Origin of the sequence: Kluyvera sp. Awk 3 (genome assembly GCF_028069715.1) — a bacterium.
Classification (GTDB): Bacteria; Pseudomonadota; Gammaproteobacteria; order Enterobacterales; family Enterobacteriaceae; genus Kluyvera; species Kluyvera georgiana_A.
The window spans coordinates 1-23254 of the sequence record NZ_JANEWH010000039.1 but is presented as its reverse complement, the minus strand read 5'-3'; the positions used below and the strand labels follow the sequence as shown (position 1 = coordinate 23254).

Below are 23254 nucleotides of genomic sequence, written 5' to 3'. Positions count from 1 at the left end.
GTTGTGACCGGGTTAACATTTCTTCGCTGCCTGGATTCTCTATGCTTTAGCCACTTTCGAGGATGGTTAAATCAGGAGTCAGGACAGTGGCTGAAATATCAAAAATATTGTCATCACGTGAAGACGTTACAGCAACGTTGATGACGATGCTGAGCGCTCTCGATAAACAATTTCCCGCTGACGTCGCGCAGTTCTCGCTGGGTAACACCTGTGCGCACTACAGCACGGATATCGCGGAGATGGAGGGCTTATCGAGAGCGCTTTGGGGCCTGTTCCCGCTGCTGGCGGGTGGGGCGGAAGTGCCGTTCAGCGACAAGTACATCACTGCCATTAAGTTAGGCACCGACCCGCAAAGCCCGTCTTACTGGGGGGAAACCGGGCCCTACGATCAGCGACTGGTCGAAATGGCCGCCTACGGCCTGGGGCTGGCGCTGTTGCAGGACAAGCTGACCGCGCGTTTCAGCGACGCAGAACTGGCGAATCTGCATTGCTGGTTGAATCAAATCACCGATGCCCAGATGCCGGACAGCAACTGGAACTACTTCGCGGTGATTGTTCAGTTGGGCTTTAAGCGCGCCGGGCTGCCTTACGATCAGGCGGCGATTGACCGTCGCTTCAACATGATGGAAGCCTACTATCTTGGCGACGGCTGGTACTCTGATGGTCCCGGCCGCCCGAAGGACTACTATATTTCGATGGCGTTCCATTTCTATGGCCTGATTTACGCCACTCTTAACGCCAGCGATGACCCTACCCGCGCGGCTACCTTGCGTGAGCGCGCCAGCCTGTTTGCGAAGGATTTTATCTACATGTCCGCCGCCGACGGCGCATCGGTGCCGTTTGGTCGCAGCCTGACCTACCGTTTTGCCATGGTGGCTTTCTGGAGCGGCGTGGCGTTTGCTGAACTTGATGTGTTCTCGCCGGGCGTCGTGAAAGGCATTATCCTGCGTCACCTGCGCTGGTGGTTGGCGCAGCCGATTTTCGATCGAGACGGTATTTTAACCCTTGGCTTCGCGTACCCGAATCTGGCGATGTGTGAAGACTACAACTCACCGGGCTCGCCGTACTGGGCGCTGAAAGTGTTCCTGATTCTGGCGCTGCCCGCCAATCACGCGTTCTGGCAGGCTCAAGAGCTGCCGCTGCCGACGTTAGACCCGGTTCACGCCATTGTCCCCGCACAGCAAATTTTGCAACACGATGAAGGTTCGCAGCACGTGGTGATGCTGACCTCCGGGCAACTGGAGCTGAACAACTACGTTAATACCGAAGCGAAATACACCAAATTTGCCTACTCCACCCGTTTTGGTTTCACCATTGAGCGCGGGCGCTACGGTATCAAGCACGCGGCCTGCGACTCCATGCTGCTGCTGTCGGATAACGACAACTACTGGCGTGGGCGTCGAGAGTGCGCCTGCGTGGAGATGCTGGACGGCGCCATCTACTCCCGCTGGCTGCCGTGGCACGACGTGCAGGTCGATACCTGGCTGATTCCTTGCGGCGAATGGCATGTGCGTGTTCACCGTGTTAATACCGCGCGCCGTCTGCAGACGGTAGAGGGCGGTTTCGCGGTGATGAAGGCCGATGCGGAAATCACTGGGGGCCAAAGCCGCGTTCGTGCCGCTAATGGTACCAGCGTAGTGGTCGATCTCTCCCCGCACGCGGTACGCCAGGCTGACTGCGTGATTACGCCGCCAAACAGCAGCGTGATGTTCCCGGAATGCGCGGCTATCCCAATGCTCTCTGGCGATATCGCCCCCGGCGAACACTGGCTGTGCTGTGCCGTCGTCGCTTGCGGTGACACCCATGCGCCGTTGCCGGCACTGCCGATGCTGCATATTGAAAACAATGCGCTAAGCGTCAGGGATAACGTGAGCGGAAAAATAACAAATTTAAGTTTATAACCCTCCGGAAAACACAATAAACCGGAATATCCCCTCGCCAGCTTTGAATTGTCATGATTCAGAGCTGGCACCCTACAAAGTTTTGTCGAGGACCGTATGGAAAAAATAGCGTCTCCAAACAGGCTTGAATATTACAAAATAAGTTCGTTTATCTTTTTATATTTCTTTACCTGGTCTGCCAGCATTGGCCTCTTTGCCATTTGGCTTGGGCAAAAAGCGGAGCTCAGCGGCGCAGTCATTGGCACCGTTTTTGCCGTTAACGGAATATTCTCGGTAATTCTTAAACCGATCTACGGCTATATTCTCGATAAGATCGGTATGAGTAAATATCTGCTCTATTTTGTGGTGGTGATGTCCGCCCTGATGGCGCCGTTCTTTATTTATGTTTATCAGCCACTGCTGCTGTCTTACACCACCCTCGGGATTATTGTTGGGGCGATTTATCTGAGCTTCGCATGGTATGCCGGTGTGGCGGCTTGTGAATCCTATGCCGATCGTTACAGCCGTCTGAACAGCATGGAGTTCGGTCAAATTCGCATGTGGGGCTCGCTCGGTTGGGCGGTGGCATCCTCGTTCTCCGGGTTGCTGTTTAATATCTCTCCGGCCTACAACTTTATTCTTGGCAGCGTGGCGTCGCTGGTCATGCTGGCGGTGCTGATTAGCCTGAAAGTGGATACCGAAAGCAGTAACGCCAGCGCGGTAATTTCGAAGGATAAGATTGTCCTGAAAGACGTTTATGACCTGCTGAAAAGCAGCAAATTCTGGGCATTCTGCCTGTATGTCGCCGGCGTGGCGTGGATGATGTTTGTTGCTGAGCAGCAATTCTCGCGCTATTTCGTGACCTTCTTTAGCGATGTCCATGAAGGAAATACAATTTTTGGCCTGCTCGGGACGGTACAGTCCGGCACCGAATTCGTCATGTATATCTTTATGCCGATGTTCGTTAACTATATCGGTGCGAAACGCGGTCTGTTGATTGTTGGCGCATTAGTTGGCGCACGACTGGTGATTTCAGGCCTGTGTGATTCTCATCTGCTGATTTCCGTTATTAAGCCGCTGTACGGTCTGGAAATTTGTCTGCTGCTGGTATCGGTCTTTAAATATATTGCTGAGCATTTCGATAAACGCGTTAATGCCACCATGTATTTATTAGGCTATCAGGCGATGCTGTATATCGGTAACGTCGTGGTCTCTTCCCCGGCAGGATTATTGTACGACCGTATTGGTTTTGAAAAGACCTATATGATCATGGGTGGCATTGCGCTGTTATTTACGCTTATCTCCGCATTCACCTTATCCGCCTGTAAACGTCAGAATCATCGCCAGCCAGCCCTTGATGTGGCTGAAAATGGTATTTCTAAATAAGCCTTACTGATTGAAGGAACCGAATATGTTAAACCAAATCGTTGAGGAAAAATTACGCGAATTCCCGGGTGCTCCCGTTAATCTGCAAACGTTTAACGATGAGCTGTGCTCGGCGCGTAGCCATGTCCTTAAGCTGATTAGCCGTCATTTAACGGATTTCGGTGATAAATTCCCTGGCGAGGCCTGCGTTAAAGGTTATTACCCGTTAACCGAAAACGTTGAATGGACCACCAGCTTCTGGACTGGCCAGCTCTGGCTGGCGTGGGAAATGACCGGTGATGAGAAGTATCGGGCGCTGGCGGAAAAACACGTGCGTTCATTCGGCCTGCGCATTGCCGGGCGTCATGACACCAATACCCACGATCTGGGCTTTCTGTACACGCTCTCCTGCGTATCGGCATGGCGTCTGACCGGCAATCGCGACGCGCGCGGTTTTTCTCTGCTGGCGGCGGAAGCGCTGCTTGAACGTTTCCACCGCAAAGCGGAAATCATTCAGGCCTGGGGCGTGTTGACCGATCCGGAGCAGGCCGGGCGCATGATCATCGACTGCACCATGAACCTGCCGCTGCTGTACTGGGCGACGGAGCAGACCGGAGACCCGCGCTTTGCCGATGCGGCCCGCGCGCATGTACGTCAGTCGGCGAAGTACCTGGTGCGTGAAGATGCTTCGACCTACCACACTTACTACATGGACGTGCAGACCGGCGAACCGCGCTTTGGCAAAACGCAGCAGGGTTACGCCGACGACTCCTGCTGGTCGCGCGGTCAGGCGTGGGGTATCTACGGCTTTATGCTGAGTTTCCTCTACACTGGCGATAAGGAACTGATTAGCTTGTCGAAAAAGCTGGCGAACTACTTCCTTAACCGTTTACCGGAAGATGCGATCTGTCACTGGGATCTGGCGCTTGTCGGCACCGATGCGCTGCGTGATTCATCGTCGGCGGCGATTGCGGTATGTGGCCTGCTGGAGCTGGTGAAGCATCTGCCGACCACCGATCCGGATCGTGAGCGCTATCAGCAGTGGGCAATGGGCATCATGTCGTCGCTGTCAAAAAACTATCTGATGGGGCTGGATGAGCCGGGTACCGGCGTGCTGAAGCATTCGGTGTATCACTTCGCCAGCGATAAAGGCGTGGATGAGTGCTGTAGCTGGGGGGATTACTTCTATGTGGAAGCGCTGGTGCGTATGACGCAGAGCTGGAAGTTGTACTGGTAATATATCCCCTGGAGTCGGCGTAAGTACGCCGACTCCAGGGAAATACAGGCTTAAACGCCCGCCTGCAGAATACGAATGCTGGTATCCAGCACGTCGCCTTTCACCGCTTCACCCCAGGCTTTCATGTGCGGGGTTTGCAGGTGCGCTTCAAGGTGCGCCACGCTTTCCCACATTTCGACCATCACGATCGAGTCCGGCGCGGTCGTCTGGAAGCTGACGCCTGCCGCGTGGTCTACCATTGGCGCATAGCCGTGGCAGCCGTCTTCTTTCAGGACGGTCGGGATAATTTTCGCGAACTGATCCAGTACCGCCTGACGGTGGTGTTGGCCGGGACGGGTACGGATTTCAGCAATAACTGTCAACATGATTAACTCCTTCTAATTCCTGACTAACAGTTAACCAAAAATTTTCCCAAGATGCTCGCGATATTCTGCAACGTAGCGCGGAATGTCCGGCATTTTAATCACGTCGTTGGCGATAAAGGTTGGCAGCGCTTCCATTCCCAGGAACTGGTTGGCTTTGTGGAACGGCAGATACACGCCGTCAACGCCCACGCCGTGGAAGAACTGGTCTTTATCGGTAAAGGCTTCCATCGGTGCGTTCCAGGTCAGGGACAGCATGTAGGTTTTGCCCTGAATCAGGCCGCCAGAGCCGTATTTTTTGCTCGCGTCGGAGCGGGTGCGGCCATCGCTGGCGTACAGGGAGCCGTGACCTTCGGTGAAGACGTCATCGATGTATTTTTTCACGGTCCACGGTGCGCCCATCCACCAGCCCGGCATCTGCCAGATGACGGAGTCCGCCCACAGGAAGTTCTGCACTTCGGCTTTGACATCGTAGTCGCCGTCGGCGCGAACCACTTTAACATCATGCCCGAGGTCGCGCAGGAAGGTTTCCGCGACTTCGGTCAGGGTGTCATTCAGTTGGCCGTTAGAGTGGCCGAATTTTTTCGCGCCGTTAACAATCAGGATGTTGCTCATTATATGTCCTCAATAAAATGCCTTTGTCAGTCATGATACCCGGCAACTTGCTGCGGTTAAATGTGCAAAATGTGCAAAGTCTTTTGCTGAAATAGCAATAATTGCTTCACCCGCGAATATCGACCTGGAAACCGCCATCGGACACATTGCTGAAAGTAACCGACATATGATGTAACGCCGCGATGCGCTGCACGATAGACAGCCCCAGGCCGCTGCCGGTGGCATCCTGGCCCGGTGGGCGATAGAAACGTTCACCGATGCGCGCCAGCGCCTCCGGGCTGATCCCCGGCCCGTTGTCGCGCACGCTAAACCCGTCATGAGTCAGCGTCACGTCGACCACGCTGCCTGCCGGGCTGTAGCGCACGGCATTATCCAGCAGGTTACGCACCAGCAGCCCCAGCAGCAGCGGTTGCGCCGTCCGGGTGACCGACTGGGCATTGAGATGCAGCCGCACTTCGATTCCTGCTTTTTGCGCCGTGTGGTAGATGTCCATGACTGAAGATTGCAGCAGCTCGTCCAACGCGACGCTCTGCACGTCCGCCAGCTGTTCAAGCGAATCCAGGCGCGAGAGGGTAAGCAGCTGTTCCACCAGACGGGTGGCGCGGTCAATACCCTCGTGCAGCTGTAACAGCGCTTTGCGCTGGCTTTCGGGGTCGTCTTGCGACATCTGCGCCACTTCGGCCTGCACCCGCAGCGCCGTTAAGGGGCTGCGCAGCTCGTGGGCGGCGTCAGAGGTAAAGCGCCGCTCGCGGGTCACCATATCGTGGGTTCGACGGAACAACTGGTTGAGGGCATCCAGCAGCGGGCGCACTTCTGTCGGTACGCTATCGGTATTCAACGGCTCACTGGCATCCGGGTCGCGCTGGCGCAGCGTGCGGGTCAGCTTTTTCAACGGCGCCAGCTCGCGGCTCAGCAGCACGATCAGCAGCAAAAACATTACCGGCAGCGCGATTAGCCACGGCGTCAACTGGCTGGTAATGATATCCAGCGCCATCTCGCGGCGGTAATCCCACTCCTGGCCGACAACGATGCGATACTTTTTATCGGCGGTGGTCAGCCAAAGAAAGCGCCAGGGGTCATCGTCATTGTTGAGTTGCCCGTCATCGAAACCATCCCGCCGATAGTGATAGGGAATGTCCGGGCCATTTTCGCCGTCGTGCAGCACCATTTTGCCGTCAGTGGTGTAGATGGCGAAGGCCAGTACATCGTCATCCAGGTGACCGTGTTTCACCTTTTTCGGCGTGCGGATCCACTGACGTGAAGTCGACAGGTCGGTAAAATCCATGGCGCTGATGCGTTTGGCAAATAACATCTGCTGGGTGTCGAAAAGCTCATCCAGCTTTTTGGTGGTTTGCTTCCAGGCGATGGCGCTGGCGAAACACCAGGTGATGGCGGCAAGCAGCATAAACAGCAGCGTCAGACGGACGCGCAGGCTAAGGTGGCGGATCAGATTCATTGGTCACCCAGGGTGTAGCCGATACCGTGAACGGTGCGGATAAAGTGGCTGCCGAGTTTGCGGCGCAGATGGTGAACATGAACCTCAACGGCGTTGCTGGTGACCTCTTCATCCCAGCTGTAGAGCTTCTCCTCAATCAACTTGCGCGGCAGCACACGCCCGGCGTTACGCAGCAGCAGTTCCAGCAGCGCGAACTCTTTGGGTTTGAGCACCAGCGCTTCGCCCTTTAAGGTGGCGGTCAAACTGCCGGGATCCAACTCGACGTCGCCGTGACGTAATACGCTGCTGGGCTGCCCATGGGCGCGACGAATCAGCGCTTCCAGCCTGGCGGCGACTTCAATCAGGGCAAAGGGCTTACAGAGATAATCGTCGGCGCCGAGGCGCAACCCTTCCACGCGCTGGCTAAGCGCATCGCGAGCGGTGAGGATCAGTACCGGTTCGCGGCGAGATTTTTCACGCCATTCGCGCAAAATATCCAGCCCATCAATACCCGGCAGCGTCAGATCGAGGATCACGGCATCGTATGGCGCCGTATAGAGCGCGGTTTTCCCTTCTTCTCCGCGAGTGAACCAATCAATGGTGAAGCCCATTTTCCCCAACCCGGTTTTGATGCCATCGCCGATAAGCTTGTCATCTTCCACCAATAAAATACGCATCTTTTGCTCCTTGCCGACCCTCTGACATGCCAAGTAAACCGCGCCTTTACCGCCGCTGTACAGCGAAAAAAAATCTTTTTTCCGCTTAAGAAGTTGTTAAGAATTGGTCTGTGTAATAGGTGGCATAGCCAATAACAAGGAGACATTATCATGAAGAAACTTGCTGCTTTCGCCGCTATTCTGGCACTGGCATCCGCACCGGCCTTCGCCGCTAACCAGGGCGGTTTTTCCGGCCCTTCCAGCACCACGACGACGCAAACCGGCGGCTTTACCGGCCCTAGCGGAACGGTAACCACCGCGGCAAACGCGAAATCAATGCGTGACGATACCTGGGTGACGCTGCGCGGTAATATCACCGAGCGTGTTTCTGACGATCTGTATATCTTTAAAGATTCCAGCGGCACCATCAATGTCGATATTGACCACAAACGCTGGAACGGCCAGACCATCTCCCCGCAGGATCTGGTGGAAATCCAGGGCGAAGTGGATAAAGACTGGAACTCCGTGGAAGTCGATGTGAAGCAGATTCGTAAAGTGAATCCGTAACCCCACACTGCGCAAGATCGGTCAGGATTTACCGCCGCCTGGTGAGCAGAATGGGCCACAAGGAGGCAGTGATGAGTGCCCTGATTAGCGCGGCTTATTCCGAACGCCTACGGCGCGTTTGCGACCACATTGAGCGTCATCTGGATGAGCCTCTGTCGATTGAGGCGTTAAGCCGGATGGCGCACAGCTCGCCGTTTCATTTTCACCGGCAGTTTACCGCCTGGAGCGGGCTTCCGCTCTATCGCTATATCCAGTGGTTGCGTTTGCGCCGCGCGTCATGCCGGCTGGCGTTTAACCCGCAGGATAAAGTTATCGATATCGCGCTGGATGCCGGGTTCCAGAATCCGGAGTCGTTCACACGTGCTTTCAAAACCGCGTTTGGTCAAAGCCCGCGCCGGTTTCGGCAATCGCCGGACTGGCTGGCCTGGCACCAACGCGTTCCTAAACTTGCGTTACAGGAGCAGCATGTAATGGACGTAAAAATTGTTGAATTTCCACCTACCCGCGTCGCGATGCTGACGCATCTGGGGCATCCGGATAAGGTCAACGCCAGCGCGGCGAAATTTATTGCATGGCGGCGCGAAACGGGCCAGTCGCCGATTGCCAGCAGTCAAACCTTTGGTATTGCCTGGCATGACCCGCAGACGACGCCGCCGGATCAATTCCGCTTTGATATCTGCGGCAGCGTCCGCCAGCCGATAGCCGAAAATGACGTTGGCGTGGTGAATAGCGAGATTCCTGGCGGGCGCTGCGCGGTAGTGCGCCATCAGGGATCTCTCGACAGCCTCCCGGAGAGCGTGTGGTATTTATTCCGCGAATGGCTACCGGCCAGCGGCGAGACGCCGCGCGATTTTCCGGTCTTCTTCCAGTACCTGAATTTCGTCAATGAGGTGGCGGAGCATGAGCTGCTGACGGATATCTATCTGCCGCTTCGTTAACTTCCTCGCAACCTGTCTCACGGTTTGTGACTCAGACCGTGAGATAGGGTATTATCTGCGGCAATATTGCCGTCCGAACGGTCAGCATGCAGATTGAGGATCCCCTGTTAATGAGCGATATGGCAGAGCGCCTTGCGCTACATGAATTTACGGAAAACGCCTACTTAAACTACTCCATGTACGTGATCATGGATCGTGCGTTGCCGTTTATTGGCGACGGCCTGAAGCCGGTACAGCGCCGCATCGTCTACGCGATGTCAGAGCTGGGGCTGAACGCCACCGCTAAATTTAAAAAATCCGCCCGTACCGTCGGTGACGTACTGGGTAAGTATCACCCGCACGGCGACAGCGCCTGCTATGAAGCCATGGTGCTGATGGCGCAGCCGTTCTCTTACCGTTACCCGCTGGTCGATGGCCAGGGGAACTGGGGGGCGCCGGATGATCCCAAGTCATTCGCGGCGATGCGTTATACCGAATCCCGCCTGTCCAAATACTCCGAGCTGCTGTTAAGCGAGCTGGGGCAGGGGACGGCTGACTGGGTGCCAAACTTCGACGGCACGATGCAGGAGCCGAAAATGCTGCCTGCGCGCGTGCCGAACATCCTGCTGAACGGCACCACCGGTATTGCCGTGGGCATGGCGACGGATATTCCGCCGCACAACCTGCGCGAAGTGGCGAAAGCGGCGATTACGCTGATTGAAAAACCACAGACCACCCTCGACGAAGTGCTGGATATTGTCCAGGGGCCGGACTACCCGACCGAAGCGGAAATCATCACCTCCCGTGCGGAAATCCGCAAAATTTACCAGAACGGTCGCGGCTCCGTGCGCATGCGCGCGGTGTGGACCAAAGAAGACGGCGCGGTGGTGATTACCGCGCTGCCGCATCAGGTTTCCGGCGCCAAGGTGCTGGAACAGATTGCCGCCCAGATGCGCAACAAAAAGCTGCCGATGGTCGACGACCTGCGCGATGAATCTGACCACGAAAATCCGACCCGCCTAGTGATTGTGCCGCGTTCCAATCGCGTGGATATGGAGCCGGTGATGCATCACCTGTTCGCGACCACCGATCTGGAAAAAAGCTACCGCATCAACCTGAATATGATCGGCCTCGACGGCCGTCCGGCGGTGAAAAATCTGCTGGAGATCCTCACCGAGTGGCTGGCGTTCCGCCGCGACACGGTGCGCCGTCGTCTGAACTATCGTCTGGAGAAAGTGCTTAAGCGCCTGCATATCCTCGAAGGTTTGCTGGTGGCGTTTCTCAACATCGATGAAGTGATTGAGATCATCCGTAACGAGGATGAGCCGAAACCCGCGCTGATGTCGCGCTTTGGTATCAGCGAAACCCAGGCGGAAGCGATCCTTGAGCTGAAACTGCGCCATCTCGCCAAACTTGAAGAGATGAAGATTCGCGGCGAGCAGGATGATTTAGCCAAAGAACGCGATCAGCTGCAGGCGATTCTTGCCTCCGAGCGCAAGATGAGCAACCTGCTGAAGAAAGAGCTGCAGGCCGATGCGGATGCTTTCGGTGACGACCGTCGTTCGCCGCTGCACGAGCGTGAAGAAGCGAAAGCGATGAGCGAGCACGACATGCTGCCGTCTGAGCCGGTGACCATTGTGCTGTCGCAGATGGGCTGGGTGCGTAGCGCCAAAGGCCACGACATCGATGCGCAGGGGCTGAGCTATAAATCGGGCGACAGCTGGAAAGCGTCGGTGAAAGGCAAGAGCAACCAGCCGGTGGTGTTTGTCGATACCACCGGTCGCAGCTACGCCATCGACCCGATTACGCTGCCGTCCGCGCGCGGGCAGGGCGAGCCGCTGACCGGTAAACTGACGCTGCCGCCAGGCGCGACCGTCGAGCATATGCTGATGGAAGGCGATGACACCAAGCTGCTGATGGCCTCTGATGCGGGTTATGGTTTCCTGTGTACCTTTAACGATCTGGTGGCGCGAAACCGTGCCGGTAAGGCGCTGATCTCTCTGCCGGAAAATGCGCATGTGATGCCGCCGCTGGTTGTTGAGGACGAGTCGGATATGCTGCTGGCGATCACCGCCGCGGGCCGTATGCTCATGTTCCCATTGAGCGACCTGCCGCAGCTGTCGAAAGGTAAGGGCAACAAGATTATCAATATCCCGTCGGCGGAAGCGGCCAACGGCACCGATAGCCTTGCGCACCTGTATATCCTGCCGCCGCAGAGCACGCTGACCTTCCACGTGGGCAAACGTAAGATCAAACTGCGTCCGGAAGAGCTGCAAAAAGTGACCGGCGAACGTGGTCGCCGTGGGACGCTGATGCGCGGCCTGCAAAAAATCGACCGCGTGGAAATTGATTCGCCACAGCGCGCGCAGGTTGACGATAGCGAAGAGTAAATTTGTCCCCGCCGATGGGCGGGGAAAATTTGCTGTAAAACCGTTGTTAATTCAGCCGTTGCGATTAACAATACCCTTTTGCAGGGGTCTGCAAGTAACAAAGCCCTGTCCGGTATACGTGCCCGTAATGCCTGGCTGAAAATGTGCGCCTGACGTACATGCCAGCCGTGCACCGACGGTATAATTCTAAGCGGTTCAGGGTTCAGAGGACGCTATGCTATTTATTTTACGTGTCATTATTGTTGTCATTTACTGCATCCTGGTATGCATCTTTGGCTGCATCTATTGTCTGTTCAGCCCGCGTAACCCAAAACACGTCGCCACCTTCGGCCATATGTTTGGCCGCCTGGCGCCCGTTTTTGGTCTCAAGGTTGAAACCCGCCTGCCTGCCGGCGCGGAAAACTTTGGCAACGCCATCTATATTGCTAACCATCAGAATAACTATGACATGGTTACCGCAGCGAATATCGTGCTGCCGCCCACCGTCACGGTAGGGAAAAAGAGCCTGGTGTGGATCCCGTTCTTCGGCCAGCTGTACTGGCTGACGGGTAACCTGCTGATCGACCGCAACAACCGTGCGAAAGCGCACGGTACTATTGCCGAAGTCGTTAATACTTTCCAGAAACGCAAAATCTCCTTCTGGATGTTTCCGGAAGGGACCCGCAGCCGCGGTCGCGGCCTGCTGCCGTTCAAAACCGGCGCGTTCCACGCCGCTATCGCTTCAGGCGTGCCAATCATTCCGGTGTGCGTATCGAATACCTCCAACAAAATCAAACTCAACCGTTGGAACAACGGCCAGGTGATTGTGGAAATGCTGGATCCTATCGACACCAGCGCGTGGGGCAAAGATCAGGTGCGCGATCTGGCGAAGCACTGCCGCGAAGTGATGAAGGCTAAAATCGATGAGCTGGACCAGGAAGTGGCCCAGCGCGAAGCCGCCGCGAAAAAGTAATGTCCTGTTGCCGGCGTGAGCAAACGCTCGCGCCGTAGATTGTTTTGCTGTCGGGAAAGTGATTTCCCACTTTTGATTTGTCAGTTTTGATGGAGCTTATATGTCACTCAGTCGGCGTCAGTTTATTCAGGCTTCGGGCGTTGCGCTTTGTGCAGGCGCGGTGCCGCTGAGGGCGCAGGCCGCGGGGAAACAACCCGTGCTGCCGGTGCCTCCGCTGCTGGAGTCGCGTCGCGGACAGCCGCTGTTCTTAACGCTACAGCGCGCGCACTGGTCGTTCACTCAGGGCACCCGGGCGCCGGTGTGGGGCGTCAACGGTCGCTATCTGGGGCCGACGATCCGTGTCTGGAGCGGCGATGACGTTAAGCTTATCTACAGTAACCGACTCACCGAAAACGTCGCGATGACCGTACGCGGTCTGCAGGTGCCGGGGCCGCTGATCGGCGGCGCGGCGCGAATGATGACGCCGAATGCCGACTGGGCGCCGGTGTTGCCAATTCGTCAGAGTGCCGCCACGCTGTGGTATCAGGCCAATACGCCGAATCACATGGCTCAGCAGGTCTATAACGGCCTCGCGGGGATGTGGCTGATCGAAGATGAAGTTAGTAAGTCCTTACCTTTCCCCAACCATTACGGTGTGGACGACTTCCCGATCATTATTCAGGACAAGCGTCTGGATAATTTTGGTACGCCAGTCTACGAAGAACCGGGCAGCGGTGGCTTCGTCGGCGACACGCTGCTGGTGAACGGCGTGCAGGGGCCCTATGTGGAGGTTTCCCGCGGCTGGGTACGCCTGCGCCTGCTCAATGCCTCTAACTCGCGCCGCTATATGCTGCGCATGAGCGATGGCCGCGCGTTGCACGTCATCTCCAGCGATCAGGGTTTCTTACCCGCGCCGGTCTCCACCACTCAGCTGTCGCTGGCCCCGGGTGAACGCCGGGAAGTGTTGGTGGACATGACCAACGGTGATGAAGTGTCTATCACCTGCGGTGAATCCGCCAGCATCATGGATCGTATCCGCGGCTTCTTTGAGCCATCGAGCATTCTGGTTTCTACGCTGGTACTGACCCTTCGTCCGACGGGGCTGCTGCCGTTAGTGACCGATAACTTACCGATGCGCATCCTGCCGACGGAAATCCTCAGTGGTACGCCGATTCGCAGCCGCGATATCCAGTTGAGCGACGATCCTGGCATCAACGGTCAGCTGTGGGACCCGCAGCGAATCGATATTACCGCGCAGCAGGGGACGTGGGAGCGCTGGACGGTTCGCGCCGACGCGCCGCAGTCGTTCCATATTGAAGGGGTGATGTTCCAGATCCGCAACGTTAACGGCGCGATGGCGTTGCCGGAGGACCGGGGCTGGAAAGACACCGTCTGGGTTGATGGTCAGGTCGAGCTGCTGGTCTATTATGGCCAGCCGTCATGGCCCCACTTCCCGTTCCAGTACGCCAGCCAAACGCTGGAACTGGCAGACCGCGGTTCTATTGGACAGATTCTGGTGAACCCGGCGCCGTAAGTTCCCCCTCCGTAGCCCGGCCGAGCGCAGCGACGCCGGGACTTACACGAACCTAAAAATTCCCGCTTCATTCATAGGACAATCGGGCTTATAATCCCCGACCTTTGATTATTTTTTTGCCAATTTTTTGGAAGCATTATGAGCGCTATCTCCCTGATCCAACCGGATCGCGACCTTTTCTCCTGGCCGCAGTACTGGGCCGCCTGCTTTGGGCCGGCTCCGTTTTTGCCGATGTCACGTGAAGAGATGGATCAACTTGGCTGGGATAGCTGCGACATCATTCTGGTAACCGGCGACGCCTATGTCGACCATCCGAGCTTCGGCATGGCGATCTGTGGCCGTATGCTGGAAGCGCAGGGCTTCCGCGTGGGGATCATCGCCCAGCCTGACTGGAACAGCAAAGACGACTTTATGCGTCTGGGTAAACCGAACCTGTTCTTCGGCGTGACCGCCGGCAATATGGACTCGATGATCAACCGCTACACCGCCGACCGTAAGCTGCGCCATGACGACGCCTACACCCCGGACAACGTCGCGGGCAAGCGCCCGGATCGCGCGACGCTGGTCTATACCCAGCGCTGTAAAGAAGCGTGGAAAGATGTGCCGGTGATTCTCGGCGGCATCGAAGCCAGCCTGCGTCGTACCGCGCACTATGACTACTGGTCGGATACCGTTCGTCGTTCGGTGCTGATTGACGCCAAAGCAGACATGTTGATGTTCGGCAACGGCGAACGTCCGCTGGTGGAAGTGGCGCACCGTCTGGCGCAGGGTGAAAAGATTACTGAAATCCGCGACGTGCGTAATACGGCGATTATTGTTAAAGAGGCGCTGCCGGGCTGGTCTGGCGTCGACTCCACCCGCATCGACACCCCGGGGAAAATCGACCCGATTCCGCACCCGTATGGCGAAGACCTGCCGTGCGCCGACAACAAAACCGTCGCGCCGAAAAAACAGGAAGCCAGGGCTATCACCGTACAGCCGCCGCGCCCGAAGCCGTGGGAAAAAACCTATGTGCTGCTGCCGTCCTTCGAGAAAGTGAAGGGCGACAAAGTGCTGTACGCTCACGCCTCGCGTATTCTGCATCATGAAACCAACCCGGGCAGCGCCCGCGCGCTGATGCAGAAGCAGGGCGATCGCTATATCTGGATCAACCCACCCGCCATTCCGCTCTCTACCGAAGAGATGGACAGCGTGTTTGCCCTGCCGTACCAGCGCGTGCCGCATCCGTCATACGGCAAAGCGCGCATTCCGGCGTATGAGATGATCCGCTTCTCGATCAACATCATGCGCGGCTGCTTTGGCGGCTGTTCCTTCTGCTCGATTACCGAGCACGAAGGGCGCATTATTCAGAGTCGTTCGGAAGATTCGATCATCAATGAGATCGAAGCCATTCGCGACACTGTCCCCGGCTTTACCGGCATTATTTCGGATCTTGGCGGACCAACGGCTAACATGTACATGCTGCGCTGTAAATCGCCGCGCGCCGAGCAGACCTGCCGTCGTCTCTCCTGCGTCTATCCGGAAATCTGTCCGCATATGGATACCGACCACACGCCGACCATCAACCTGTACCGTCGCGCCCGCGAGCTGAAAGGGGTGAAGAAGATCCTGATTGCCTCCGGCGTGCGTTACGACTTGGCGGTGGAAGATCCGCGCTATATCAAAGAGCTGGCGACGCACCATGTCGGCGGCTACCTGAAGATTGCGCCGGAGCACACGGAAGAAGGGCCGCTGTCGAAAATGATGAAGCCGGGGATGGGCAGCTATCACCGCTTCAAAGAGCTGTTCGACACCTACTCGAAGCAGGCCGGGAAAGAGCAGTATCTGATTCCGTACTTTATCTCCGCCCACCCGGGGACGCGCGACGAAGACATGGTGAACCTGGCGCTGTGGCTCAAGCAGCACCGCTTCCGCCTGGATCAGGTGCAGAACTTCTATCCGTCGCCGCTGGCGAACTCAACCACCATGTATTACACCGGCAAGAACCCGCTGGGTAAGATTGGTTATAAGAGTGAGGACGTGGTGATTCCGAAGGGCGATAAGCAGCGCCGTCTGCACAAAGCGCTGCTGCGCTACCACGATCCGGCTAACTGGCCGCTGATTCGCACCGCGCTGGAAGCGATGGGCAAAAAGCACCTGATCGGCAGCCGTCGCGATTGTCTGGTGCCTGCGCCGACAATCGATGAAATGCGCGAAGCGCGTCGCCAGAACCGCAATACCCGTCCGGCGCTGACCAAGCACACGCCGGTGGCGCATCAACGCCAGACGCCTGCGGGAGCAAAGAAAGCGCCATCAGCGCCATCTCGTCCAGTCAAAGCCGGTGCGAAGAAGCACAGTAAAACGGCGGCTGGCCGTTAAGAACAGGTCATCCCGGCAGTGAGATGATGCCTTAAAAAAAGCCCGGCGATTGCCGGGCTTTTGCGTTTAACCGCCGAACTGGTCTGGATCCGGGCCTAACCGCTTGCCTTTATCCAGGGTTGCGATGTCGCCTAGTTCGTCTTTATCCAGGCGGAAATCCCAGACGTCGAAGTTCTCGGCGATGCGTGATGGCGTGACCGACTTCGGAATGACCACCAGACCACTGTCGAGGTGCCAGCGAATGACAATCTGCGCCGGGCTTTTGCCGTATTTGTCGGCAAGATGACGGATGACTTTCTGATCGAAAACGCCTTCGCCGCCCTGCGCCAGCGGGCTCCAGGATTCGGTCTGAATCTTGTGGGTAGCGTTCCACGCGTTCAACTGACGTTGTTGCATTAGCGGATGCAGTTCAATCTGGTTAATCACCGGTGCGACGCCGGTCTCATCAATCAGCCGTTGCAGATGTGGAACCTGGAAGTTACACACGCCGATGCTCTTCACCAGCCCCTGCTTTTGCAGGTCAATCAGCGCTTTCCAGGCCTGGATATAGTGGTCAGATGCGGGGACCGGCCAGTGGATCAGATACAGATCGAGGTAGTCCAGCTGTAAATGTTCCAGGCTCTCCTGCAGCGCGTCAGCGGCGCGCAGATGGGAGTCATTCCACAGCTTGCTGGTGATGAACAGATCCTCACGCGCCACGCCCGCGCTGTGAATGGCTTTGCCCACGCCCGACTCGTTCTTGTAGGCGGCGGCAGTATCAATAGAACGGTAGCCGACCTCAATCGCTTTGTGGATTGCGGTAACCACTTCTTCATTACTGGCCTGCCATACGCCGAGGCCCAGCTGCGGCATTACATTGCCATCGTGCAGTTTAATCACGGTTGGATGTGTCATGCATTTCTCCTTTTCATCAGCTTATCGGGGCATGCACCGATAAGATTTGTATGATTAAGTCTGGTCGAAATATGCAAAAACGAAAGCTTGTTCGTCGCCTTTCAAGCTATAGATGCGTTGTCTGAGTCTGCTCACCCCAGTCACTTACGGGTGTAAGCTTCTGGAGTGAGCTCGACATGCTTAGAGCAAAAAGTGAGGAAGGGCTTAACGGGCTGCTTCGTAAATACGGCGGCTCACTTCAAGGGTAATATCCTGATTTTCACCCAGTTTGGTCATACCGTGCTCTTCGAGTTTTTTCAGCAGCGCCGGAATGGAACTGCCGTCCAGACCGTAGTCGGACAGGCGAGTCGGCACGCCCATTTGTTCGAAGAAGCTGCGGGTTGCGGCGATAGCGGCGTCAATACGCGCATCGTCAGAACCTTCGGTAATGTTCCAGACGCGTTCAGCATATTGCAGCAGTTTGGCGCGCTTGGTTTCACGTTTTTCATTCCACAGCGCAGGCAGAACGATAGCCAGCGTTTGGGCGTGATCCAGCCCGTGCATGGCGGTCAGTTCGTGGCCCAGCATATGGGTTGCCCAATCCTGCGGTACGCCTGCGCCAATCAGGCCATTCAGCGCCTGAGTCGCTGCCCACATAATGTTGGCGCGCACGTCGTAGTTTTCTGGATCTTTCAGCGCTTTCGGGCCTTCTTCAACCAGCGTCAGCAGAATGCCTTCGGCGAAACGGTCCTGAATTTTGCCGTCAACCGGATAGGTGACGTACTGCTCAACGGTATGCACGAAGGCATCCACTACGCCGTTCGCGACCTGACGCGGCGGCAGAGTGTAGGTGTAAACCGGGTCAAGAATGGCAAACTGCGGCTGGACGTGCGAAGACATAAAGGCACGCTTGTCGCCGGTGGTTTTACGGGAGATGACCGCGCCTTTGTTCGACTCGGAGCCGGTTGCTGGCAGGGTCAGAACGGAACCCATCGGGATGGCGCTGTTAACGTTGCTGCCGTAGGTTTCGAGGATTTCCCACGGGTCGATGCTTGCATCATAGTGCGCTGCCGCGGCGATAAATTTGGTGCCGTCCAGAACGGAACCGCCGCCGACCGCCAGCAGGAAGGTCACTTTCTGTTCGCGGGCAATTTTCACCGCGTTCATCAGCGTTTCATAGGACGGGTTTGGCTCAATACCGCCAAATTCCAGCACGTCCAGTCCTTTCAGTGCGGTCAGTACCTGGTCCAGCACGCCGGTTTTTTTCACGCTGCCGCCGCCGTAGGTGATTAGCACGCGAGCGTCAGCGGGGATCTGAGCGCGCAGATTTTCGATAGCGCCTTTACCGAACAGAATGCGGGTCGGGGTGTGAAGATCAAAATTAAACATTGCTCGTTCCCTTCTTGGTGGATGGAAAAACAAGGCGGCGAAGGTCGTCGCCGAATGACATCATTGTGGTCCTCGTTGCCGTACCTCTCAATGCACATTTCTGCGTTTGTCTTGCCCATTTCTCCATAAGGCTGGAGAATCACGTTAATCACGGCCACAATGAGAGCGTGAAAAAAGGTATCTGGAGCCTTCGTTGATGAACCGTGAAGCGATCTGTGCACTGCTGACAGAAAAAATTAAGCAGCTGAAAAATAACGAACAAAACCTGCGAACCCTGCTGCCTGACATTCAGCTGATCTACGGCAGTCAGCCCAGTGGACGCACGCCGGTTATGTACCGGCCGGGCATCGTGTTTCTCTTTTCCGGCTATAAAATTGGCTATATCAACGATCGTACCTTCCGCTACGACGCCAATGAATATCTGCTGCTCACCGTACCTTTACCCTTCGAATGTGAAACTTTTGCCACTGCTGAAGCGCCGTTGGCCGGGTTACGCCTCGACGTCGATATTTTCCAGCTCCAGGAATTGCTCATGGATATCGGTGAAGACCCGCTGTTCCGCCCGGCAATGGCGGAAAGCGGGATTAACTCGGCGACGTTGTCCGAAGAGATTCTTTGCGCAGCCGAGCGCCTGCTGGACGTGATGGAACGTCCGTTGGACGCCCGTATTCTCGGCAAGCAAATTATCCGCGAAATGCTCTACCACGTGCTCACCGGGCCGCGCGGCGGCGCGCTGATGGCGCTGGTGAGCCGCCAGACTCACTTCAGCCAGATCAGCCGCGTGCTTAAGCGGATTGAGAGCCAGTACACCGAAACGCTGAGCGTCGATCAGCTGGCCGCCGAGGCCAATATGAGCCTGTCGGCGTTTCACCATAATTTTAAGTCGGTAACCAGTACTTCGCCGCTGCAATATCTGAAAGCCTATCGGCTGCATAAAGCTCGGATGATGATGGCGCACGACGGCCTGAAGGCCAGCGCGGCGGCGATGCAGGTGGGCTACGAGAGCGCGTCGCAGTTCAGTCGAGAGTTTAAACGGTTTTTTGGCCTGACGCCGGGCGAGGATGCGGCAAGACTGCGCGGAATGTAACGGTTAGACCTGATAAGCGTAGCGCCATCAGGCAACGCTGCTGCACATTGCCGGATGCGGCGTAAACGCCTTATCCGGCCTACAGATTGGACGGCGACGCGATCAGGCGTCGCAGTATTTTTTCTTGATAACCACGATCACTGTGCCGAGCAGCCCGGCAACCAGCAGGAAGATCGGCAGCACCATCAGGAAAGTCATCACCTGATCTTCATGACGCTTCACAAACGGAATCATGCTGATGGCATAGCCAAAGCCTGTGACCACGCCAACCCACAGCAGCGCGCTCAGCCAGTTAAACAACTGGAAGCGGCGGTTAGGCAGACCGGAAATTCCCGCCATCGTTGGCAGCAGTGTGCGCACGAACGCCAGGAAGCGACCCGCGAGCAGCGCCAGAAGACCGTGACGGTCAAACATGCAGGTCGCGCGCTGGTGGTATTTGTCCGGCAGTTGCGCCAGCCAACCTTTCACGACGTTAGTGTTGCCCAACCAGCGCCCCTGGATGTAACTCAACCAGCAGCCAAGGCTGGCGGCCGTCGTCAGAATGACGAGGGTAGGGACGTAGCCCATGACGCCCTTGGCAATGAGCGCTCCCGCCAATAGCAACAGGCTATCACCGGGTAAAAATGATGCGGGGAGCAGGCCGTTTTCCAGAAACAACGTGGCAAACATGACCAGATAAACGACTCCCACGACGTGCGGATTCGCCAGTGCAGCAAAATCGTGCTGCCAAAGCGCGGCGACAATATCTTGAATAACGACCATGGACATTCCTGTGGAACAGCGTTTTCGCCTATTGTACGCCCGAATTCTGAAGAACACCTTGATCCCGGACGCAACAAATGAAGCCGCATTGTTCAGTCTGGCTGACAACCGGGTACATAGGTTTACGCTTGGCGGTGATGTGAACTCGGGAACCGACTGTTCTCAACATCGGTGGCGCCTCCGCTGGACGCGCCAAAAATATTGCTAACCCACCCGGCACTGACCGTACCGGGCTCAGGCTATGTTACACGATGCGGGCGAATCCTGCCGCTAAATCCGCAATCAGATCGTCAACGTTTTCCAAACCAATGTGCAGGCGAATGAGCGTACCTTCAAAATCAATCACCCCGTCCGGACGAATGCTGGCCAGCTCTTCCGGCTGATTAGCCAGAATCAGCGATTCGAAGCCGCCCCAGGAATAGGCCATGCTGAACAGCGAGAAGTGGTCGAGGTAGTTTGCCAACTCTTCATTATTCAGGCGCTTGTTCAGTACGAAGGAGAACAGGCCGCTGCTGCCGGTGAAGTCGCGTTTCCAGAATTCATGTCCTTTGCTGCCCGGTAACGCCGGATGATTGACGCGCGCCACCTGCGGCTGTTGCGCCAGCCATTCGGCGACTTTCAGGCTGCTTTCATGGTGCTGACGCAGACGCACGCCGAGCGTGCGCAGGCCCCGGCTGGTCATATAGGCCGTGTCGGCGTCGAGCATTTGCCCCATCAAATAGGCATTCTCACGCAGTTGTGCCCAGCAGCGCTCGTTCGATACCGCCGTGCCGACCATGGCATCTGAGTGACCAATCAGATACTTGGTGCCCGCCTGAATCGAAATATCGATGCCAAAATCGAGCGCCTTAAACAGCACGCCTGCCGCCCAGGTGTTGTCGATCATGATGATGGCTTCAGGGGCGATGCTGCGAACGGCGGAAACGATCGCCGGGATGTCGTGAACTTCCATGGTGATGGAACCCGGAGATTCGAGGAACACGATTCTGGTGTTCGGCTGAATCAGGTTCGCAATCTCTGCGCCAATCATGGGGTCGAACCAACTGGTGGTGACGCCGAGCTTACGGAGAATTTTGGTGCAAAAATCCTGGCTCGGTTCGTAGGCAGTGTTGGTCATCAGCACGTGGTCGCCCTGTTCAACGAAGGCCAGGATAGTATTCGCCACCGCCGCCGCGCCGCAGGGGAAGAGGGCGCAGCCGGCGCCGCCTTCAAGCTCACACATGGCTTCCTGTAGCGAGAAATGGGTGAGCGTGCCGCGACGGCCATAAAACAGCTCGCCGTTAGCGCGGTTATGGGTCGCATGCTTCTTGGCGGCGACCGTGTCAAAAACCAGCGACGAGGCGCGTTGAATCACGCTGTTCACCGATCCCTGGGTGTACTTTTTGCTGCGTCCGGCGTTAACCAGCGCGGTATCGAGGTGCTTGTCTGCCATGTTGGGTATACCTGTTTTTATACGTCTGGACGTCTAAACTATCACGATTGCCTCGGCGATGTAGCGTTCCTCGTGCATACAGCAGAAAATTTTGCCAAAAACCGTGCAGAAAACTTTTTTACTGCGTAAGCGCAAGGAAAGTAAGTGTGATTTGAGTCAATATGTAAATACTAATGAGAACTACTATCAATTCGACGTTGTTTTGATATTATTGTGCTCAGATTTTGTGATTTACGTCCTGGAGATACACAGTGGGTAATAATTTGATGCAGGCGGATCTCTCCGTTTGGGGTATGTATCATCATGCCGACATCGTGGTTAAAGTGGTCATGATTGGCTTGATACTGGCATCCGTCGTCACCTGGGCAATTTTCTTCAGTAAAGGTGCTGAGCTCCTTTCTCACAAGCGCCGCCTCAAGCGCGAGCAGAAACTGTTAGCGGATGTGCGTTCCCTCAATCAGGCGCACGAAACGGCCGCCGCGTTTGACGCGCAGAGCCTGAGCAGCCAGTTAATCAATGAAGCGCAGAACGAGCTGGAGCTCTCTGCGGGTTCGGAAGATAACGAAGGGATTAAAGAACGTACCGGTTTTCGCCTGGAGCGTCGCGTGGCGGCGGTAGGCCGTCATATGGGACGCGGCAACGGTTTTCTGGCGACTATCGGCGCTATCTCTCCGTTCGTCGGCCTGTTCGGTACCGTGTGGGGCATCATGAACAGCTTTATCGGTATCGCCCAGACGCAAACCACGAATCTGGCCGTTGTGGCGCCAGGTATCGCAGAAGCGCTGCTGGCAACGGCTATTGGCCTGTTCGCCGCGATTCCGGCGGTGGTTATCTATAACGTCTTCGCGCGCCTCATCGGTGGCTTCAAAGCTAACCTGAGCGATGTGGCTGCGCAGGTTCTGCTGCTGCAGAGTCGCGATCTGGATCTGAGCGCCAGCGGCGTGCATCCGGTTCGTACCGCCCAGAAATTACGAGTAGGTTAATGCCCTATGGCAATGCGTCTTAATGAAAATCTGGACGATACCGGCGAAATGCATGAAATCAACGTGACGCCGTTTATCGACGTCATGTTGGTTCTGTTGATTATCTTTATGGTCGCCGCGCCGTTGGCGACGGTTGATGTCAAAGTCAATCTGCCGGCCTCCTCCAGCCAGCCGCAGCCGCGCCCGGAAAAACCGGTCTACCTGTCGGTGAAAGCGGATAAGTCGATGTTCCTCGGTAACGACCCCATTACCGATGACAGCATGGTGCCGGCGCTGGATGCGCTGACGGAAGGCAAGAAAGACACCACGATCTTCTTCCGCGCCGATAAAACGGTGGACTATGAAACGATGATGAAGGTGATGGATACCCTGCATCAGGCTGGCTATCTGAAGATTGGACTGGTTGGCGAAGAGACCGTCGCAAAAAAATAATCTCATCCCGGATGGCGCATTCAGCGCCATCCATTATTCTTCTCTTAGT

20 protein-coding genes are annotated in these 23254 nt (G+C 56.3%); 12 read left to right on the top strand and 8 right to left on the bottom strand.

Annotated features, from left to right (window positions below; translation table 11 throughout):
* The first annotated feature begins 62 nt into the window (after window positions 1-62).
* From NNN71_RS10450 to NNN71_RS10440, 3 genes are all read left to right on the top strand, one after another.
* Complete coding sequence (locus NNN71_RS10450; protein WP_442910509.1) at window positions 63-1901, top strand: DUF2264 domain-containing protein; 1839 nt, start codon at window positions 63-65, stop codon at window positions 1899-1901.
* 96 nt (window positions 1902-1997) lie between these two features.
* Window positions 1998-3266 (top strand): oligosaccharide MFS transporter, encoded by a 1269-nt coding sequence (locus NNN71_RS10445; protein WP_163448465.1) that lies wholly within the window; start codon window positions 1998-2000, stop codon window positions 3264-3266.
* Between the two features lie 25 nt (window positions 3267-3291).
* Window positions 3292-4482, top strand: coding sequence for a glycoside hydrolase family 88 protein (locus tag NNN71_RS10440; RefSeq protein ID WP_065356060.1), 1191 nt, complete (start codon window positions 3292-3294; stop codon window positions 4480-4482).
* 50 nt (window positions 4483-4532) lie between these two features.
* Here NNN71_RS10440 and NNN71_RS10435 read toward each other — a convergent pair whose 3' ends face one another.
* The 4 genes from NNN71_RS10435 to qseB all read right to left on the bottom strand — a co-directional run bounded on the left by NNN71_RS10435 (window position 4533) and on the right by qseB (window position 7571).
* Window positions 4533-4847, bottom strand: a complete 315-nt coding sequence (locus tag NNN71_RS10435) for a putative quinol monooxygenase (RefSeq protein ID WP_065356059.1) — start codon at window positions 4845-4847, stop codon at window positions 4533-4535.
* A 30-nt stretch (window positions 4848-4877) separates the two neighbouring features.
* Window positions 4878-5459 (bottom strand): NAD(P)H-dependent oxidoreductase, encoded by a 582-nt coding sequence (locus NNN71_RS10430; RefSeq protein ID WP_223803836.1) that lies wholly within the window; start codon window positions 5457-5459, stop codon window positions 4878-4880.
* 106 nt (window positions 5460-5565) lie between these two features.
* A complete protein-coding gene (qseC, locus tag NNN71_RS10425; RefSeq protein ID WP_271458435.1) occupies window positions 5566-6915 on the bottom strand; it encodes a quorum sensing histidine kinase QseC in 1350 nt (449 codons plus the stop codon).
* Window positions 6912-7571, bottom strand: a complete 660-nt coding sequence (qseB, locus tag NNN71_RS10420; protein WP_167575006.1) for a quorum sensing response regulator transcription factor QseB — start codon at window positions 7569-7571, stop codon at window positions 6912-6914. The genes qseC and qseB overlap by 4 nt, the downstream gene beginning before the upstream one ends.
* A 150-nt stretch (window positions 7572-7721) precedes the next feature.
* Between qseB and NNN71_RS10415 the strand changes: the two genes are divergently transcribed.
* The 6 genes from NNN71_RS10415 (at window position 7722) to NNN71_RS10390 (ending at window position 16247) form a co-directional block, all read left to right on the top strand.
* Window positions 7722-8117, top strand: a complete 396-nt coding sequence (locus tag NNN71_RS10415) for a YgiW/YdeI family stress tolerance OB fold protein (protein ID WP_064542358.1) — start codon at window positions 7722-7724, stop codon at window positions 8115-8117.
* Between the two features lie 71 nt (window positions 8118-8188).
* A complete protein-coding gene (locus NNN71_RS10410) occupies window positions 8189-9055 on the top strand; it encodes an AraC family transcriptional regulator (RefSeq protein ID WP_271458434.1) in 867 nt (288 codons plus the stop codon).
* A gap of 110 nt (window positions 9056-9165) precedes the next feature.
* Window positions 9166-11424 carry a DNA topoisomerase IV subunit A gene (parC, locus tag NNN71_RS10405; RefSeq protein ID WP_271458433.1) on the top strand — a complete coding sequence of 753 codons (2259 nt, stop codon included), beginning with the start codon at window positions 9166-9168 and terminating at the stop codon, window positions 11422-11424.
* A gap of 214 nt (window positions 11425-11638) precedes the next feature.
* Window positions 11639-12376 (top strand): 1-acylglycerol-3-phosphate O-acyltransferase, encoded by a 738-nt coding sequence (locus tag NNN71_RS10400; RefSeq protein ID WP_163448478.1) that lies wholly within the window; start codon window positions 11639-11641, stop codon window positions 12374-12376.
* Window positions 12377-12476: 100 nt separating this feature from the next.
* Entirely contained in the window at window positions 12477-13889 is a 1413-nt protein-coding gene (gene ftsP, locus NNN71_RS10395; protein ID WP_163448480.1) for a cell division protein FtsP, read from the top strand.
* A 138-nt stretch (window positions 13890-14027) separates the two neighbouring features.
* Window positions 14028-16247, top strand: a complete 2220-nt coding sequence (locus tag NNN71_RS10390; RefSeq protein WP_271458432.1) for a YgiQ family radical SAM protein — start codon at window positions 14028-14030, stop codon at window positions 16245-16247.
* 66 nt (window positions 16248-16313) lie between these two features.
* Here NNN71_RS10390 and dkgA read toward each other — a convergent pair whose 3' ends face one another.
* Together dkgA and yqhD are read right to left on the bottom strand one after the other, a co-directional pair.
* On the bottom strand, window positions 16314-17141 hold the full coding sequence (gene dkgA, locus NNN71_RS10385; RefSeq protein WP_163448484.1) for a 2,5-didehydrogluconate reductase DkgA: 828 nt from the start codon (window positions 17139-17141) through the stop codon (window positions 16314-16316).
* Between the two features lie 204 nt (window positions 17142-17345).
* A complete protein-coding gene (gene yqhD, locus NNN71_RS10380) occupies window positions 17346-18509 on the bottom strand; it encodes an alcohol dehydrogenase (protein ID WP_064542384.1) in 1164 nt (387 codons plus the stop codon).
* 196 nt (window positions 18510-18705) lie between these two features.
* Here yqhD and NNN71_RS10375 point away from each other — a divergent pair, with 196 nt between their 5' ends.
* Window positions 18706-19596 carry an AraC family transcriptional regulator gene (locus NNN71_RS10375; protein WP_163448486.1) on the top strand — a complete coding sequence of 297 codons (891 nt, stop codon included), beginning with the start codon at window positions 18706-18708 and terminating at the stop codon, window positions 19594-19596.
* Between the two features lie 102 nt (window positions 19597-19698).
* Here the strand turns inward: NNN71_RS10375 and yghB are convergent, their stop codons facing one another.
* Together yghB and metC are read right to left on the bottom strand one after the other, a co-directional pair.
* Complete coding sequence (yghB, locus tag NNN71_RS10370; protein ID WP_163448488.1) at window positions 19699-20358, bottom strand: DedA family general envelope maintenance protein YghB; 660 nt, start codon at window positions 20356-20358, stop codon at window positions 19699-19701.
* 244 nt (window positions 20359-20602) lie between these two features.
* Entirely contained in the window at window positions 20603-21790 is a 1188-nt protein-coding gene (gene metC, locus NNN71_RS10365; protein WP_271458431.1) for a cystathionine beta-lyase, read from the bottom strand.
* A 251-nt stretch (window positions 21791-22041) separates the two neighbouring features.
* Between metC and exbB the strand changes: the two genes are divergently transcribed.
* Window positions 22042-22773 carry a tol-pal system-associated acyl-CoA thioesterase gene (gene exbB / locus NNN71_RS10360; RefSeq protein WP_163448492.1) on the top strand — a complete coding sequence of 244 codons (732 nt, stop codon included), beginning with the start codon at window positions 22042-22044 and terminating at the stop codon, window positions 22771-22773.
* A gap of 6 nt (window positions 22774-22779) precedes the next feature.
* Window positions 22780-23205 carry a TonB system transport protein ExbD gene (gene exbD / locus NNN71_RS10355; protein WP_064542400.1) on the top strand — a complete coding sequence of 142 codons (426 nt, stop codon included), beginning with the start codon at window positions 22780-22782 and terminating at the stop codon, window positions 23203-23205.
* Window positions 23206-23254 lie beyond the last annotated feature (49 nt).